The following is a 15,820-nucleotide window of genomic DNA, read 5'->3' on the forward strand; positions in this document are numbered from 1 at the left end:
ATGATATATAATAAGCCCATAAGAACAAGAAAGGGAGGAAAGAGGATGCCACAGATCAGCAAAGAAGCCTTGATTGAACAAATCAAAGATGGAATCATTGTCTCTTGCCAGGCACTTCCTCACGAACCGCTTTATACAGAAGCGGGAGGAGTCATTCCCTTGCTAGTCAAAGCGGCTGAGCAAGGTGGAGCAGTCGGTATCCGAGCAAACAGTGTTCGCGATATCAAGGAGATTAAGGAGGTTACGAAACTCCCGATTATCGGGATTATCAAACGTGACTATCCGCCACAGGAGCCATTCATTACAGCTACTATGAAAGAAGTGGATGAATTGGCTGAACTCGATATTGAGGTCATTGCTCTGGATTGTACCAAACGTGAACGTTACGACGGTTTGGAAATTCAAGACTTTATTCGACAAGTCAAAGAAAAGTATCCGCATCAACTCTTAATGGCTGATACTAGCACGTTTGAAGAGGGTATAGCAGCAGTTGAAGCAGGAATTGATTTTGTTGGAACAACCCTATCAGGTTACACCTCTTATAGTCCTAAGGTAGATGGTCCAGACTTTGAACTGATCAAAAAACTGTGTGAAGCAGGTGTGGATGTCATCGCTGAAGGGAAAATTCATACACCAGAACAAGCTAAGCAAATCCTTGAATATGGAGTGCGAGGTATCGTTGTTGGTGGAGCTATCACTAGACCAAAAGAGATTACGGAACGCTTTGTTGCCGGTCTAAAATAACACAATCTCAAAAAAGAGGAGAGTGGTCGATGCGTCGGACAAAATGAAAACGTATACAAATATAAAGAACTCATTATCCAATATGGATACGCTTATCAATTAGGAGAATACAAATGAAATTTAGAAAACTAGCTTGTACAGTACTTGCGGGTGCTGCGATTCTTGGCCTTGCGGCTTGTGGTAACTCTGGTGGAAGTAAAGATGCTGGAAGCTCTAGTAGCGATAGCGGAAAAACAGAAATCACTTGGTGGGCATTCCCAGTCTTCACACAAGAAAAAACTGGTGACGGTGTTGGAACTTATGAAAAATCAATCATCGAAGCTTTTGAAAAAGCAAATCCAGATGTAAAAGTGAAATTGGAAACCATCGACTTCAAGTCAGGTCCAGAAAAGATCACAACAGCTATCGAAGCGGGAACAGCGCCAGACGTACTCTTTGACGCACCAGGACGTATCATCCAATACGGTAAAAACGGTAAATTGGCTGAGTTGAACGACCTCTTCACAGACGAATTCGTCAAAGATGTCAACAACGAAAACATCGTACAAGCAAGTAAGGCTGGAGACAAAGCTTACATGTATCCAATCAGTTCAGCTCCATTCTACATGGCTATGAACAAGAAAATGTTGGAAGATGCAGGAGTTGCAAACCTTGTAAAAGAAGGTTGGACAACTGATGACTTTGAAAAAGTTTTGAAAGCGCTTAAAGATAAAGGATATACACCAGGTTCATTGTTCAGTTCTGGTCAAGGGGGAGACCAAGGAACACGTGCCTTCATCGCAAACCTTTATGGCGGTTCTGTAACAGACAAAGACGTAACCAAATATACAACAGACGATCCTAAATTCGTCAAAGGTCTTGAAAAAGCTGCTAGCTGGATTAAAGACGGTTTGTTGAACAACGGTTCACAATTTGACGGTGGAGCAGACATCCAAAACTTTGCCAACGGTCAAACTTCATACACAATCCTTTGGGCACCAGCTCAAAACGGTATCCAAGCGAAACTCTTGGAAGCAAGTAAGGTAGATGTGGTTGAAGTACCATTCCCATCAGACTCTGGTAAACCATCTCTTGAATACCTTGTAAACGGATTTGCAGTATTTAACAACAAAGACGATAAGAAAATCGCAGCTGCTAAGAAATTCGTTCAATTCATCGCAGATGACAAAGAATGGGGTCCTAAAGACGTAGTTCGTACAGGTGCCTTCCCAGTTCGTACTTCATTTGGCAAACTTTATGAAGACAAACGTATGGAAACAATCAGTGGCTGGACTAAATACTACTCACCATATTACAACACTATCGATGGATTTGCTGAAATGAGAACACTTTGGTTCCCAATGTTGCAATCTGTATCAAATGGTGACGAAAAACCAGCAGATGCTTTGAAAGCCTTCACTGAAAAAGCTAACGAAACTATCAAAAAAGCTACAAAACAATAAGCACTAAGTCAGATTGATTCCCCCCTTTTCCCTGTGCACTATGGTGTAAGAAAAGGGGGACTTTTGTTTGAAATGGTAGGAACTGTCACGAAACTAAAATGAAGTTCTTACATAAGCGAATCTTAAAAAATTTCATTTTGGTTTTAAAACAGTTCAAGAAAATCAAAAACTATTCTATTTGAAAGAGAGGTGCCGACTGTGAAAGTCAATAAAATTCGTATGCGGGAAACAGTGATTTCCTACGCTTTCCTAGCACCAGTGTTATTCTTCTTTGTCATCTTTGTCTTGGCTCCTATGATTATGGGATTCATTACAAGTTTCTTTAACTACTCCATGACGAAATTTGAGTTTGTGGGCTTGGACAACTACATTCGCATGTTTAAAGACCCTGTCTTTGTGAAGTCTTTGATCAATACCGTTATCCTGGTTATTGGATCTGTTCCGATTGTGGTTCTCTTCTCGCTCTTTGTAGCATCTCAAACCTATCATCAAAATGCCATTGCCCGTTCTTTCTATCGTTTCGTCTTCTTCCTTCCTGTAGTTACAGGTAGTGTTGCCGTAACGGTTGTATGGAAATGGATCTATGACCCCCTATCAGGGATTCTAAACTTTGTCCTTAAGTCAAGCCACATCATCAGCCAAAACATTTCTTGGCTGGGTGACAAAAACTGGGCTTTGCTAGCGATTATGATCATCCTTTTGACAACATCTGTTGGTCAACCGATTATCCTTTATATCGCTGCAATGGGGAATATTGACAACTCACTTGTTGAAGCAGCGCGTGTTGACGGTGCGACTGAATTTCAAGTCTTCTGGAAGATCAAATGGCCTAGCCTTCTTCCAACAACTCTTTACATCGCGATCATTACAACCATCAACTCTTTCCAATGTTTCGCCTTGATTCAGCTCTTGACTTCTGGTGGTCCAAACTACTCAACAAGTACCTTGATGTACTACCTTTACGAAAAAGCCTTCCAATTGACAGAGTACGGCTATGCCAATACCATCGGTGTCTTCTTGGCCGTGATGATTGCCATTGTCAGCTTTGCTCAATTCAAGATCCTCGGAAACGACGTAGAATACTAAAGAAAGGAGACAGTTATGCAACCTACACAAAAGAAACCTTTAACAGCTTTCACTGTTATTTCAACGATTATCTTGCTCTTGTTGACCGTACTGTTCATCTTTCCATTCTACTGGATCTTGACAGGGGCCTTCAAATCACAGCCTGATACCATTATGATTCCGCCACAGTGGTTCCCTAAAATGCCAACCATGGAGAACTTCCAACAACTCATGGTGCAAAACCCTGCTATGCAGTGGATGTGGAACTCTGTATTTATCTCACTAGTAACTATGTTCCTAGTCTGTGTAACCTCTTCTCTAGCAGGTTATGTCTTGGCTAAGAAACGTTTCTATGGTCAACGCATCCTCTTTGCAGTCTTTATCGCTGCCATGGCACTTCCAAAACAAGTTGTCCTTGTACCATTGGTACGTATCGTCAATTTCATGGGAATTCACGATACACTTTGGGCAGTTATCTTGCCTTTGATCGGATGGCCATTTGGGGTATTCCTTATGAAACAGTTCAGCGAAAACATCCCAACAGAATTGCTTGAATCAGCTAAAATCGACGGTTGTGGTGAGATTCGTACCTTCTGGAGCGTAGCCTTCCCTATCGTGAAGCCAGGATTTGCAGCCCTTGCAATCTTTACCTTCATCAATACTTGGAACGACTACTTCATGCAGTTGGTTATGTTGACTTCACGTCAAAACTTGACTATCTCACTCGGGGTTGCGACCATGCAGGCCGAAATGGCAACCAACTATGGTTTGATCATGGCAGGTGCAGCTCTTGCAGCAGTGCCAATCGTAACCGTCTTCCTTGTCTTCCAAAAATCCTTCACTCAAGGGATCACTATGGGAGCGGTCAAAGGTTAAGAAAAGTAAATTAGTGTATCAAGATTGCAGAAGTGGTCTTGACATGCCATGGAAATATAGAGTTATAAGTGTCTACAAAATGGAGAGTATGCAGTTACTTCGTGAAGTTTTGTCAGACACTTATAAACTTAAAAATGAACTCTTTTCATGATACTAGTTAGAGTAGGTTCGTTTTAGGGTAACTATTTCCCGCTTTAGTGGTATCTAAGATAAGCAATTAACGCTTATCTTAGACGGAATTTTTGAGACTGACGATGAAGGAGTGAAAGGCTCAAAAATTAGGAATGAAATTCCGAAGGAATTTGCTTCCGTCCGCACTATTACAGGGAAATAGAGAAAGGATAATTCGAAACTGAAAAATAGTAACTATCAGAAACGAAGGAAACAGTATGATTTTTGACGATTTGAAAAACATCGCCTTTTACAAAGGAATCCATCCCAATCTAGACAAGGCTATCGACTATCTCTATCAGCACCGTAAGGATTCTTTCGAACTCGGTAAGTATGAGATTGACGGGGACAAGGTCTTTCTAGTTGTTCAGGAAAATGTCCTCAATCAAGCTGAAAATGATCAATTTGAGCACCATAAGAACTATGCAGACTTGCATTTGCTGGTAGAAGGACATGAATATTCGAGCTACGGTTCACGTATCAAAGACGAGGCAGTAGCATTCGACGAAGTGAGCGACATTGGTTTTGTCCATTGTCATGAACGCTACCCAATCTTGTTGGGCTATCACAATTTTGCGATTTTCTTCCCCGGAGAACCACACCAGCCAAATGGCTACGCAGGGATGGAAGAAAAGGTTCGCAAGTATCTCTTTAAAATTTTGATTGATTAAAAGAATCAGGAGGAGCAAACATGGCACAAAAAGGAGTAAGCCTTATCAAGGCAGCATTTGATACAGATAATTTTCTCATGCGTTTCAGTGAGAAGGTCTTGGATATTGTGGCAGTCAATCTTCTTTTTGTCGTCTCTTGTTTGCCCATCGTGACGATTGGAGTGGCGAAAATCAGCCTCTATGAGACTATGTTCGAGATTAAGAGAAGCAGACGGGTACCAGTCTTTAGAACTTATATAAGGGCCTTCAAGCAAAATCTGAAACTGGGGCTTCAGTTGGGTCTGTTAGAGTTGGGCATTGTGTCATTAAGCCTTCTAGACCTCTATCTCTTCTGGGGACAGACTGCTTTGCCTTTCCAGATTGTGAAAGCAATTTGTTTGGGGATTCTCATCTTCCTCACTCTCGTGATGCTGGCTAGCTATCCCATCGCTGCGCGCTATGATTTGTCTTGGAAAGAAGTGCTGCAAAAAGGGCTTATCTTGGCAAGTTTTAACTTTCCATGGTTCTTCCTCATGTTAGCCATTCTCTTTCTTATTGTGATGGTTCTTTATCTATCCGCCTTCACTCTCCTTTTGGGTGGGTCAGCTTTTATCCTCTTTGGTTTTGGTTTGCTAGTCTTTCTCCAAGTAGGATTGATGGAGAAAATTTTCGCAAAATACCAGTAGGATGAGATCTTTCTGAAACTACTTTCAATCGTTATAGTTTCTAAAATACAAGTAGAAACTAAAATCTAAGTGTATACAAGATATTGAAAGCGATTTTCACAAGGTGTATACTAAACTTGTAAAAAATAGAACTGCTCTCAGCAGAAAAAAGAAATCTTAGGAGAAAATCTATGTCAGATTTGAAAAAATACGAAGGTGTCATTCCAGCCTTCTACGCATGTTACGATGATCAAGGAGAAGTAAGCCCAGAGCGCACACGTGCTTTGGTTCAATACTTCATTGATAAAGGAGTTCAAGGTCTTTATGTCAATGGTTCTTCTGGTGAATGTATCTACCAAAGTGTGGCAGATCGCAAATTGATTTTGGAAGAAGTCATGGCAGTTGCCAAAGGAAAATTGACTATCATCGCCCATGTTGCCTGCAACAATACCAAAGATAGTATGGAACTTGCTCGCCACGCAGAAAGTTTGGGTGTAGATGCCATTGCAACGATTCCACCGATTTACTTCCGTTTGCCAGAATACTCAGTTGCTAAATACTGGAACGATATCAGTTCTGCAGCTCCAAACACAGACTATGTTATCTACAACATTCCTCAATTAGCAGGTGTTGCTTTGACTCCAAGCCTTTACACTGAAATGTTGAAGAATCCTCGTGTTATCGGTGTTAAGAACTCTTCTATGCCAGTTCAAGATATCCAAACCTTTGTCAGCCTTGGTGGAGAAGACCACATCGTATTCAATGGCCCAGATGAACAATTCCTAGGTGGTCGCCTCATGGGTGCCAAAGCTGGTATTGGTGGTACTTATGGTGCAATGCCAGAACTCTTCTTGAAACTCAATCAGTTGATTGCTGAAAAAGATTTGGAAACAGCGCGTGAATTGCAGTACGCTATCAATGCGATCATTGGTAAATTGACTGCTGCACATGGAAATATGTACGGTGTGATCAAAGAAGTCTTGAAGATCAATGAAGGACTTAACATTGGATCAGTTCGTTCACCATTGACGCCAGTGACTGAAGAAGATCGTCCAGTTGTAGAAGCAGCTGCAGCCTTGATTCGTGAAACCAAGGAGCGCTTCCTCTAATCCATAAGGAGGTATTTATGACACACTACGTTGCAATTGATATCGGTGGAACCAACATCAAATATGGTTTGATTGACCAAGAAGGCCAACTTGTTGAATCGCATGAAATGCCAACCGAGGCGCATAAGGGTGGACCTCATATCTTACAAAAGACAAAAGATATCGTAGCCAGCTATTTAGAAAAAGGCCCAGTAGCAGGTGTTGCCATTTCTTCTGCAGGAATGGTGGATCCTGATAAGGGGGAAATTTTCTACGCTGGTCCTCAGATTCCCAACTATGCAGGAACCCAGTTCAAGAAGGAAATCGAGACGAGTTTTAATATTCCTTGCGAGATTGAGAATGACGTCAATTGTGCAGGTCTGGCTGAGGCAGTATCTGGTTCAGGCACGGGAGCGAGTGTCACTCTTTGCTTGACCATTGGAACCGGTATCGGTGGTTGCTTGATTATGGGTGGGAAGGTCTTCCATGGATTTAGTAATTCAGCCTGCGAAGTTGGTTATATGCACATGCAGGATGGAGCTTTTCAGGATCTTGCTTCTACGACAGCCCTGGTAGAATATGTAGCAGCAGCTCATGGTGACTCAGTTGATCAGTGGAATGGCCGACGCATTTTCAAGGAAGCTACTGAAGGAAACAAGATCTGTATGGCTGGTATTGACCGCATGGTAGACTATTTAGGAAAAGGTCTGGCAAATATTTGCTACGTTGCCAATCCAGAAGTGGTCATTCTCGGTGGCGGGATCATGGGGCAAGAGGCTATCCTCAAACCGAAGATCCGCACAGCCTTGAAGGCGGCCTTGGTGCCAAGCCTAGCTGAAAAAACACGATTAGAATTTGCCCATCACCAAAACACAGCAGGGATGTTGGGAGCCTATTATCATTTCAAAACAAAACAATCCTAGTTTGGAGCTATAGAATTAAGAAAAACACTGAATCACTACTCGAGTGAAAACTGTTTTGCTTAATTCTTTTTTTATTGAAAAATTTAAGCCAAAGGAGGTAATCGTGAGAAACTAGGAGAAAATAACCACCTTGAATGAAAGGTTAGGCCGAGATAAAGAACTACAAGGCGAGAGCAATTCTATCATCCATTGAATTGATATTTAGCTTGAGTAAATGGGAAAATGTGGAAAAATGATATAATGAGATGGATGAAAAATTGACAAATTAGAATTTCTAGAGGTGAGAAAATGTAATGGCAACTGATTCACCTGAAATCGAAATCATATAAAATTACGAGGAGATTGTAAGATGAACAATTATATAAAATTAAATGAAGATAGATGGAATAATGTAAAAAATGACTATACTGAGCCATTGACACAGGAAGAATTAGAAGAAGTTAGAAAGCATCCAATTTCTGTTGCCTTAACTGTTGGGAAAAAAGTTCCGATAGAATGGTTTGAAAAAGCAAACGGGAAAAAGATATTAGGGTTAGCTTGTGGTGGTGGACAGCAGGGTCCCGTTTTTGCTGCAAAAGGTTATGATGTCACCATTATGGATTTTTCTAAATCACAATTAGAAAGAGATGAGTTGGTTGCTAAAAGAGAAGGCTTAAAAATCAATACGGTTCAAAGCGATATGACAAAACCATTTCCATTTGAAAATGAAACTTTTGATATTATTTTTAATCCAGTTTCAAATGTATATATAGAAGATTTAGAAAACATGTATAAAGAAGCCTCTCGCGTATTGAAAAAGGGTGGACTCTTAATGGTCGGATTTATGAATCCTTGGATCTACATGTATGATGCTGACATTGTATGGGACAAACCCGATGAGGAATTGCTTTTAAAGTTTTCACTCCCTTTTAATTCAAGAGAGCTTGAAGAGGAAGGCAAAATCACCATCAATCCAGAATATGGATATGAATTTAGCCATACCTTAGAAAGTCAGATTAGAGGACAACTAAAAAACGGTCTCGCTATGATCGATTTTTATGAATCATGTGATAAAAGGCATCGATTGTCACCTTATGGAAATGATTATATCGCTACACTTTGCATTAAACTATAATCTTATATAACGTACTTCTGAAGAATAGCTCGTTTTATTTTCCTGAAGGGTTAAAATCTAAATCTCACTTTGTCGAAGCAAAACGATTAAATAAAATTAAAGAGAGGAAGTAAAAGCAGCACATAGTCGCTACTTCTTTTTTTGATGTCAAACATTCAAAAATGGAAAGGAGAATTTAAGGAAGAACTGAAAAGCCCAGATAAAAAAGGCATTAGCACAAAGAGAAAGATTGGAAAGACTACCTATGTGCCTACTATCATTTCAAGACAAAACAATCCTAGTTTGGCTCAACCAAACTAGGATTTTCTAACGCGTTTTTGTCTACGATAGCCATTGAGTTTTTTATTTTCCCAATAGCTGTTAAAGATTTTTTCCTTGCTCTCGCGATTGATTTCCAAAAAGTAGGCATAAATCAAATCTATTAAAATGAGCATAGGGAGTTGAGCGGAAATACGCTGGATGTAAGAAGATTGACTATGGCTTGCGACAAGGACTGTTTCGGTATAGGCCTGACTATTTTTATTTGGAGCACTGGTAAAGAGAATGGTTTTGGCACCCATTTCCTTGGCATCCAACAAACTATCGAGGACGGATTGGGTAGTGCCTGATAGGGAAAAACCAAGTACCAGACAATTTTCATCCATGATACTGGTCGTCCACGCAAAGCCATCCTGATCGGTCAAAGCTTCACAGACAACACCTAGACGCATAAAGCGCAGTTTCATCTCACGGGCAATCAGACCAGAACTTCCCGTCCCAAAAAAGTAAACTCGTTCTGCGTTATCGATTAATTGAGCGACGCGTTCCAGTTGTTCTTCGTCGATCAAATCCTGTGTTTGTTCTCGCATGATACTGTAGCTTCGCAAAACACGTTTGGTCAAAGGACTGTGTTTGTGCGAATGAGTGTCCGCTTTACTAGACTGGTGCTGGTATTGAAAGACGAACTCTCGGTAGCCTGTAAAACCACACTTTTTGGCAAAGCGGGTCAAGGCTGCTTGGGAGATATGTAATTTCTGGGTAACTTGCTGAGAAGAGAGATCATCTTGGATTGTTTCAGCTTGCAAAAAATAGCGAGCGATTTCTTGCTCGAGCTCGGTTAATTCTTCAAAATGGAGGTCGATTATGGTTGCGATATCTGGCTTGTTCATGAGGCTCCTTTTTATGAGTCAAAGTCTTAAAAGTTAACGCTTTCCTAACTATCACTATCATTATATCATAGAAAATAGGATAACCAAATAAAAAGGCATTTTCAATTAAAAGTCAAAAAATGCTTCGACTTTTCCAAGAGTTTCTCCGTAAAATATGGTACAATGAAATGTACTGAGCTTCACCTGTTTGCTCTATTATTTTAGGGAAAATAAAGGTGGAAATCGGGAATTTTTCTAGAAAAGAGTCTTAGTTGTATGAGAAAATTTAATAGCCATTCGATTCCGATTCGGCTTAATTTACTATTTGCGATTGTCATCCTGCTCTTTATGGCCATTATTGGTCGATTGTTATACATGCAGGTGCTCAATAAGGATTTTTATGAAACAAAATTGACCTCAGCCAGCCAAACAAGGGTAACAACTAGTTCAGCTCGTGGACAGATCTATGATGCGGCAGGGAAACCCTTGGTAGAAAACACTGTCAAGCAGGTTGTTTCTTTCACACGAAACAATAAAATGACTGCAACTGAATTGAAGGAGACAGCCAAGAAACTTCTCACATATGTAAATGTAACCTCCCCTGATCTGACTGATCGACAGATTGCAGATTATTACTTGGCGGATCAGGATATTTACAAAAAAACAGTCGAATCCTTGCCAAGCGATAAACGCCTGGATTCAGATGGGAACCGCTTATCGGAAGCGACACTTTACAATAATGCGGTTGAAAGCATTGACGTGAGTCAACTTAATTATACAGATGACCAGAAAAAGGAAATCTATCTCTTTAGTCAGCTCAATGCTGTTGAAAATTTTGCGACAGGAACCATTTCTACGGATGCCTTAGATGATACCCAAGTTGCTCTCGTTGCATCAGCGTCCAAGGAATTACCAGGTATCAGCATTTCAACCTCATGGGATCGTAAAGTACTGGATACATCTTTATCGACAATCGTCGGTAGCGTTTCAAATGAAAAGTCAGGACTTCCAGCAGAGGAAGTTGATGCCTATCTCAAAAAAGGGTATTCTCTCAATGACCGAGTGGGAACTTCCTATCTTGAAAAGCAATATGAAGATGTTCTTCAAGGCAAACGCTCCGTCAAAGAAATCCACCTCGACAAACACGGAAATATGGAAAGTGTGGAAAATGTCGAAGAAGGAAGCAAAGGAAACAACATCAAGTTAACGGTTGACCTAGCTTTCCAGAATGGTGTGGACGACCTACTCAAGAGCTACTTCAACTCAGAGTTGGGTAACGGTGGAGCAAAGTACTCTGAAGGAGTCTACGCTGTAGCTCTCAATCCTAAAACCGGTGCAGTTCTGGCCATGTCTGGTGTCAAGCATGATGTCGAATCCGGTAAATTAAGTTCAGATTCGCTTGGAACGATAACCAATGTCTTTGTGCCAGGATCTGTTGTTAAGGCGGCGACCATCAGCTCTGGTTGGGAAAATGGAGTCTTGTCAGGTAATCAAACCTTGACAGACCAGCCGATTGTTTTCCAAGGTTCGGCCCCTATCAATTCATGGTATACCTTGTCCTATGGCTCTTTCCCTATCACAGCAGTTGAGGCTTTGGAATACTCTTCTAATACCTACATGGTTCAAACTGCGCTAGGAATCATGGGACAAACCTACACACCAAATATGACAGTCGCAACGGGACAGTTAGAGACTGCAATGGGCAAATTGCGATCAACCTTCGGGGAATATGGACTCGGAGCTTCAACAGGAATTGACCTCCCAGATGAGTCAACTGGTTTTATACCAAAAGAGTATAATTTTGCTAATTACATTACCAATGCCTTTGGTCAGTTTGATAACTACACCCCAATGCAATTGGCCCAGTACGTTGGAACTATTGCCAACAACGGTGTTCGGATTGCCCCCCACATTGTTGAGGGGATTTATGGAAACAACGAACAAGGTGGCTTAGGGAACTTAATCCAATCTGTTGAAACCAAGGAAATGAATAAAATTAATATTTCTGAGTCTGATGTTTCCATCCTCCAACAAGGATTTTATCAAGTGTCACATGGTGGTAGTGCTTTGACAACCGGTCGTGCCTTTTCAAATGGCGCAGCGGTATCCATTAGTGGAAAAACTGGTACTGCCGAGAGTTATGTTGCGGGAGGTCAAGAAGCTAACAATACTAATGCTGTGGCCTATGCACCATCAGATAATCCTCAAATCGCTGTAGCTGTTGTCTTTCCTCATAACACCAACCTTACAAATGGTGTCGGACCTTCCATTGCGCGCGATATTATCAACCTCTATAACCAACATCATCCAATGAATTAGAAAGGAACATATGCTTTATCCAACACCTATTGCCAAGCTAATTGACAGTTATTCGAAGTTACCGGGTATCGGGATTAAGACGGCTACCCGTCTGGCCTTCTATACTATTGGAATGTCTGATGACGATGTCAATGAATTTGCTAAAAATCTCCTTTCTGCTAAGAGAGAGCTGACCTACTGTTCCATCTGCGGTCGCCTGACTGATGACGATCCTTGCTCTATCTGTACGGATCCGACTCGAGACCAGACAACCATCTTGGTGCTAGAGGATAGTCGCGATGTGGCTGCTATGGAAAATATCCAAGAATACCACGGACTCTATCATGTCTTGCATGGCCTTATTTCTCCGATGAATGGCATCAGCCCAGACGATATCAACCTCAAGAGTCTCATGACCCGTCTCATGGATAGTGAGGTTTCAGAGGTGATCGTAGCAACCAATGCGACAGCGGATGGAGAAGCGACATCTATGTATCTCTCTCGTCTCCTCAAGCCAGCTGGCATCAAGGTCACTCGCCTAGCACGAGGTCTAGCCGTGGGAGCAGATATCGAGTATGCGGACGAAGTCACACTCTTACGAGCCATTGAAAATCGGACAGAGTTGTAGGAGTCAGTAAAAACGTAGCTCATTTTGACACATAAGACAAGCCCTAGGAATTTTTCTTAGGGCTTGTCTTTTTCTGTTTCTCACGAGAGGTGAACAAGCCTTGCTAATAAAACTACTCGAACTATAAGGCATAAGAAAACGGGTTTCCAAAATGACTAGTGACGTCTTTGTCAAACTCATTCACTGAGCGATAGAGTTTATTCTAAGGAGATGAGCGCATTTGCCCTTAGGGTTTGTTTTGAAATCGCACTATTTTTGTGTTATGATATGGTCAATATACAATGAATAAAGGGAGTTTGAAATATGGGTGGAAAGATAAAATCTAGCACGATAGCAGCAGAGGCAGCTATTAATGAATTGGTCGGGTATGACACGAGCAAGAAGCAAAATCAGCAGGTAGAATTTTCGTATACTTCTGAAATTGCTGGGATGGAAGCTGGACGTCAGGCCTGCAATCAAATGCTTCAGGCGGTCAGTGATTTCAGCTCGGCTGTTTTGACCCAAGCAAATAAGTTTCCAGAAATTGCTCATAAGATTGAAAAACGCGACGTAGAGCAGGCTAAGAGGTGGGAACATTAAAAATGGCAGATAAGAACGAAGAAAAACGCTACAAACTTTGGAGAGAAATTGTCAAGATTGACGATAAAGAAGAAAGTCTTCAGACTCTAAAAAGACAATATGAACAGCAGCTAACTCACTTTCACTCAGAAATCCAGAGCATCCACCATCGTATGGCGACTCTATTGGCTCTCTCACCCAGTTCTCGTCAAATGATAGAGCAAATCGAAAGTGAAAATAGAACCATTCAGCGACAGGTCAACTCCTATGTAGATGAGGAACTGGATGAATTGGGAAAACAAACGAAGAAGGCTCGTCGAACTTTCGATGAAGCCAGAGAAGAACTGATATCGGAAAGGAATCGGCTACCATGGGAGTAAAATACAGCGCACAAGAATCACAAGAATTGATTCAGGCCATGACTAACAACCTCCAAGTCGCAAATGAAGTCACGGACCGCTTATCTAGTGGCTGTGATCACCTGATTTCCTCTTTAGACTCAGGTGAGCTGACAGGAGCAGCCTACACAGCTGGTAAAGGTCTCTTCACAGAGATTATCATCCCCAGCATCAAGAAGTTACAAGCAGCGATAGATGATATCCAACTAGAGTTGACTTCCTACAAAAATGCGGATGCTCAGATCTCAGGATATGGTGATTTGGACCTGGACCAACTCAAGGAACTGAAAAAATTGAGGGAAGAGCAGTTAGCTATCGTAGAAGCTCAGATTCAAGCGAGAGAGAACTGGCTAAATCAAATCAAAGACCTCTTTACACTGAATTGGGGGAAAGCCTTCTCTGAGAAGACCATCCTCTACAATACCAAATCTCAAATCGAGTCAGGTATTCAGGATTTGGAAGACAAGATTGAAAAACTAGAATTCTTTGTCTCACAGGTTTCCCAGTATTTCAGTGATAGCCTAGAAGTCCTTAGCTTAGCGATTCAAGGAGCTACGCAACTAAGTAAAATCATTGTCGATAGTGATGGCAACTACTATGCGGACGGTCTGGACATGCGCTGGGTGCAAAAGATGAAGGATGTGAAGATTGTTTCGCATGCCAAAAGAGATTTTCAAGACTCTGAAACTCGTGCAATCAATAAAGCATCAAGGGATATGATGTTATCAGAAGATGGTGATGCCTACTATCGTGCCGAATTAAAGAAGCGCTTAAAAGGTCACGACAAGTCCGAATGGGATAAAATAATTGACGACTACAATCACACTCTTAAGATTGATGAAACAGGGAATATCATTGACATTCATCCCTTGGAGCAAGGCTATGTCGTTTTAAAAAATGGGAAATATGATGATGACTATACTCATTTGGTTAACAAAAAGCTTGATGAACTAAAAGCCCAAAACTTTGAAGCAAATTCAGTCGAATTTTGGAGTGGAGTAGCTCAAATTTTCTCTGGATTGGGAGTTTACTTTGCGAGTGGAGCCCTAGAAGTCTTGAGTGTAATGGCTGGTCCGCCAACAGCAGGGACAAGTATCGTAGCTGGTACCGCAGCATCTGTAACAGGGGTTCAATATGGGAATGTACTGATAGCTAGTGGAGCAGTAACTAGCTTATCAGCTATCACAAAGACGGTTTTACTAAATGGCGAAATTCAGGTTGATTATTCCAGTAACTATGACAGCTGGAAGGCAAATAAACCGACGAGTAAGACCATTTCTGGTAAGGGTGGTAAACTAATTGAAGCTCGAGTAGGAAATCGAAAAGTGAAGCTTCGTGTAGATTGGGAGCCAACTAGTGGTTCTAATGGTGATGGAGTTTTCCAGGTTCAATCTGGAAGTGGTAAATCGGGGTATAGAGTGAATGAGCATATTGACATTAAGAATATTTACAATAAAAACTCAATATGGGATTGGATTAACACTAATGATAACTTAAAAAACCTTAATAAAACTGTTAAAGAAGAAATCTTCAATAGAATTTGGAAAACTTATCAAAATAATTACTGAAATTAGGAGGGAATATGAAACTATATATCAAAAGTGATTTTACGAAAAAAATAGACTTCACAACTAGAGAGCTTGTTTGGAAGATGTGGTTTAAGGAACGGAATGGCAAGAAAATAAGTTTCTCCAATGTTGGTGATGATGCTATGTTACAGGATGATTTTTACTTTGGTGTTCGGTTACACAAATGGTCTTCAGTTGACGAAAGATGGGATAAGGCTCCTTTTATAATTCCTAGTAATCCTTGGTTGTCTTTGGAATATGAGAGTATAACACTTGAATTTGAAAAAACTTTCATTACAGAGTGGAGAGAACGTGGAGATTATCTACGTATCGCAACATCCCATATAGATGTTTTAACCGTAGATAAACGTGCTATGTATATCATGGCAGTCGAGGTAGCTTCTGCTATTGACGGGCAGATCAGTGAGGATGACAAGCAGACCTGGATGGATGTAGAGACATTTAAGGAGTTGCACAAGGATGTTCTTTCACTGACTTATGATGA

16 protein-coding genes are annotated in these 15,820 nt (G+C 41.1%); 15 read left to right on the forward strand and 1 reads right to left on the reverse strand.

The genetic code is table 11. From position 1 onward, the window contains the following. Nucleotides 1-45: 45 nt before the first annotated feature. From HMPREF2991_RS08090 to HMPREF2991_RS08130, 9 genes are all read left to right on the forward strand, one after another. Complete coding sequence (locus tag HMPREF2991_RS08090) at nucleotides 46-744, forward strand: N-acetylmannosamine-6-phosphate 2-epimerase (protein WP_001135645.1); 699 nt, start codon at nucleotides 46-48, stop codon at nucleotides 742-744. Between the two features lie 113 nt (nucleotides 745-857). Beyond that, on the forward strand, nucleotides 858-2,186 hold the full coding sequence (locus HMPREF2991_RS08095) for an extracellular solute-binding protein (protein WP_000672117.1): 1,329 nt from the start codon (nucleotides 858-860) through the stop codon (nucleotides 2,184-2,186). Nucleotides 2,187-2,405: 219 nt separating this feature from the next. Continuing rightward, on the forward strand, nucleotides 2,406-3,272 hold the full coding sequence (locus HMPREF2991_RS08100) for a carbohydrate ABC transporter permease (RefSeq protein WP_161801140.1): 867 nt from the start codon (nucleotides 2,406-2,408) through the stop codon (nucleotides 3,270-3,272). A gap of 15 nt (nucleotides 3,273-3,287) precedes the next feature. After that, a complete protein-coding gene (locus HMPREF2991_RS08105; RefSeq protein WP_061427881.1) occupies nucleotides 3,288-4,127 on the forward strand; it encodes a carbohydrate ABC transporter permease in 840 nt (279 codons plus the stop codon). A 389-nt stretch (nucleotides 4,128-4,516) separates the two neighbouring features. Further along, nucleotides 4,517-4,969, forward strand: a complete 453-nt coding sequence (locus tag HMPREF2991_RS08110; protein ID WP_070568354.1) for a NanQ anomerase/TabA/YiaL family protein — start codon at nucleotides 4,517-4,519, stop codon at nucleotides 4,967-4,969. 20 nt (nucleotides 4,970-4,989) lie between these two features. Beyond that, the gene (locus HMPREF2991_RS08115; RefSeq protein ID WP_070568357.1) at nucleotides 4,990-5,634 is read left to right on the forward strand and encodes a YesL family protein; all 645 of its coding nucleotides are present in this window, start codon (nucleotides 4,990-4,992) and stop codon (nucleotides 5,632-5,634) included. A 170-nt stretch (nucleotides 5,635-5,804) separates the two neighbouring features. Continuing rightward, on the forward strand, nucleotides 5,805-6,722 hold the full coding sequence (locus HMPREF2991_RS08120; protein WP_070568360.1) for a dihydrodipicolinate synthase family protein: 918 nt from the start codon (nucleotides 5,805-5,807) through the stop codon (nucleotides 6,720-6,722). Between the two features lie 17 nt (nucleotides 6,723-6,739). Further along, the gene (locus tag HMPREF2991_RS08125; RefSeq protein ID WP_070568363.1) at nucleotides 6,740-7,624 is read left to right on the forward strand and encodes an ROK family protein; all 885 of its coding nucleotides are present in this window, start codon (nucleotides 6,740-6,742) and stop codon (nucleotides 7,622-7,624) included. Nucleotides 7,625-7,973: 349 nt separating this feature from the next. Further along, nucleotides 7,974-8,738, forward strand: coding sequence for a class I SAM-dependent methyltransferase (locus HMPREF2991_RS08130; protein WP_070568366.1), 765 nt, complete (start codon nucleotides 7,974-7,976; stop codon nucleotides 8,736-8,738). Nucleotides 8,739-9,034: 296 nt separating this feature from the next. Here HMPREF2991_RS08130 and HMPREF2991_RS08135 read toward each other — a convergent pair whose 3' ends face one another. After that, the gene (locus tag HMPREF2991_RS08135) at nucleotides 9,035-9,886 is read right to left on the reverse strand and encodes a MurR/RpiR family transcriptional regulator (protein WP_070568369.1); all 852 of its coding nucleotides are present in this window, start codon (nucleotides 9,884-9,886) and stop codon (nucleotides 9,035-9,037) included. 255 nt (nucleotides 9,887-10,141) lie between these two features. Between HMPREF2991_RS08135 and pbp2b the strand changes: the two genes are divergently transcribed. The 6 genes from pbp2b to HMPREF2991_RS08165 form a co-directional block, all read left to right on the forward strand. Further along, entirely contained in the window at nucleotides 10,142-12,184 is a 2,043-nt protein-coding gene (gene pbp2b, locus HMPREF2991_RS08140) for a penicillin-binding protein PBP2B (protein ID WP_070568372.1), read from the forward strand. Nucleotides 12,185-12,194: 10 nt separating this feature from the next. Next, on the forward strand, nucleotides 12,195-12,791 hold the full coding sequence (gene recR / locus HMPREF2991_RS08145) for a recombination mediator RecR (protein WP_000966754.1): 597 nt from the start codon (nucleotides 12,195-12,197) through the stop codon (nucleotides 12,789-12,791). Between the two features lie 303 nt (nucleotides 12,792-13,094). Further along, the gene (locus HMPREF2991_RS08150; RefSeq protein ID WP_000509002.1) at nucleotides 13,095-13,370 is read left to right on the forward strand and encodes a hypothetical protein; all 276 of its coding nucleotides are present in this window, start codon (nucleotides 13,095-13,097) and stop codon (nucleotides 13,368-13,370) included. Continuing rightward, on the forward strand, nucleotides 13,358-13,729 hold the full coding sequence (locus HMPREF2991_RS08155; RefSeq protein ID WP_237738350.1) for a hypothetical protein: 372 nt from the start codon (nucleotides 13,358-13,360) through the stop codon (nucleotides 13,727-13,729). Before HMPREF2991_RS08150 ends, HMPREF2991_RS08155 begins: the two co-directional genes overlap by 13 nt. Beyond that, complete coding sequence (locus HMPREF2991_RS08160; protein ID WP_070568377.1) at nucleotides 13,720-15,315, forward strand: LXG domain-containing protein; 1,596 nt, start codon at nucleotides 13,720-13,722, stop codon at nucleotides 15,313-15,315. Before HMPREF2991_RS08155 ends, HMPREF2991_RS08160 begins: the two co-directional genes overlap by 10 nt. A 14-nt stretch (nucleotides 15,316-15,329) precedes the next feature. Then, nucleotides 15,330-15,820 (forward strand): hypothetical protein (locus HMPREF2991_RS08165; protein WP_070568380.1); only part of this gene is annotated, 491 nt, incomplete at its 3' end.

It is taken from the genome of Streptococcus sp. HMSC072D07, assembly GCF_001814835.1.
In the GTDB taxonomy this organism is placed as follows: Bacteria; Bacillota; Bacilli; order Lactobacillales; family Streptococcaceae; genus Streptococcus.

Bases quoted from the DNA above. Each gene is read 5' to 3' on its own strand.
- HMPREF2991_RS08105 (WP_061427881.1), top strand. From the start codon at position 3,288: ATGCAACCTACACAAAAGAAACCTTTAACAGCTTTCACTGTTATTTCA.
- HMPREF2991_RS08150 (WP_000509002.1), top strand. From the start codon at position 13,095: ATGGGTGGAAAGATAAAATCTAGCACGATAGCAGCAGAGGCAGCTATT.
- HMPREF2991_RS08135 (WP_070568369.1), bottom strand. From the start codon at position 9,886: ATGAACAAGCCAGATATCGCAACCATAATCGACCTCCATTTTGAAGAA.
- HMPREF2991_RS08090 (WP_001135645.1), top strand. From the start codon at position 46: ATGCCACAGATCAGCAAAGAAGCCTTGATTGAACAAATCAAAGATGGA.
- HMPREF2991_RS08115 (WP_070568357.1), top strand. From the start codon at position 4,990: ATGGCACAAAAAGGAGTAAGCCTTATCAAGGCAGCATTTGATACAGAT.
- HMPREF2991_RS08120 (WP_070568360.1), top strand. From the start codon at position 5,805: ATGTCAGATTTGAAAAAATACGAAGGTGTCATTCCAGCCTTCTACGCA.
- HMPREF2991_RS08130 (WP_070568366.1), top strand. From the start codon at position 7,974: ATGAACAATTATATAAAATTAAATGAAGATAGATGGAATAATGTAAAA.
- HMPREF2991_RS08125 (WP_070568363.1), top strand. From the start codon at position 6,740: ATGACACACTACGTTGCAATTGATATCGGTGGAACCAACATCAAATAT.
- HMPREF2991_RS08100 (WP_161801140.1), top strand. From the start codon at position 2,406: ATGCGGGAAACAGTGATTTCCTACGCTTTCCTAGCACCAGTGTTATTC.
- HMPREF2991_RS08160 (WP_070568377.1), top strand. From the start codon at position 13,720: ATGGGAGTAAAATACAGCGCACAAGAATCACAAGAATTGATTCAGGCC.
- recR (WP_000966754.1), top strand. From the start codon at position 12,195: ATGCTTTATCCAACACCTATTGCCAAGCTAATTGACAGTTATTCGAAG.
- HMPREF2991_RS08095 (WP_000672117.1), top strand. From the start codon at position 858: ATGAAATTTAGAAAACTAGCTTGTACAGTACTTGCGGGTGCTGCGATT.
- pbp2b (WP_070568372.1), top strand. From the start codon at position 10,142: ATGAGAAAATTTAATAGCCATTCGATTCCGATTCGGCTTAATTTACTA.
- HMPREF2991_RS08110 (WP_070568354.1), top strand. From the start codon at position 4,517: ATGATTTTTGACGATTTGAAAAACATCGCCTTTTACAAAGGAATCCAT.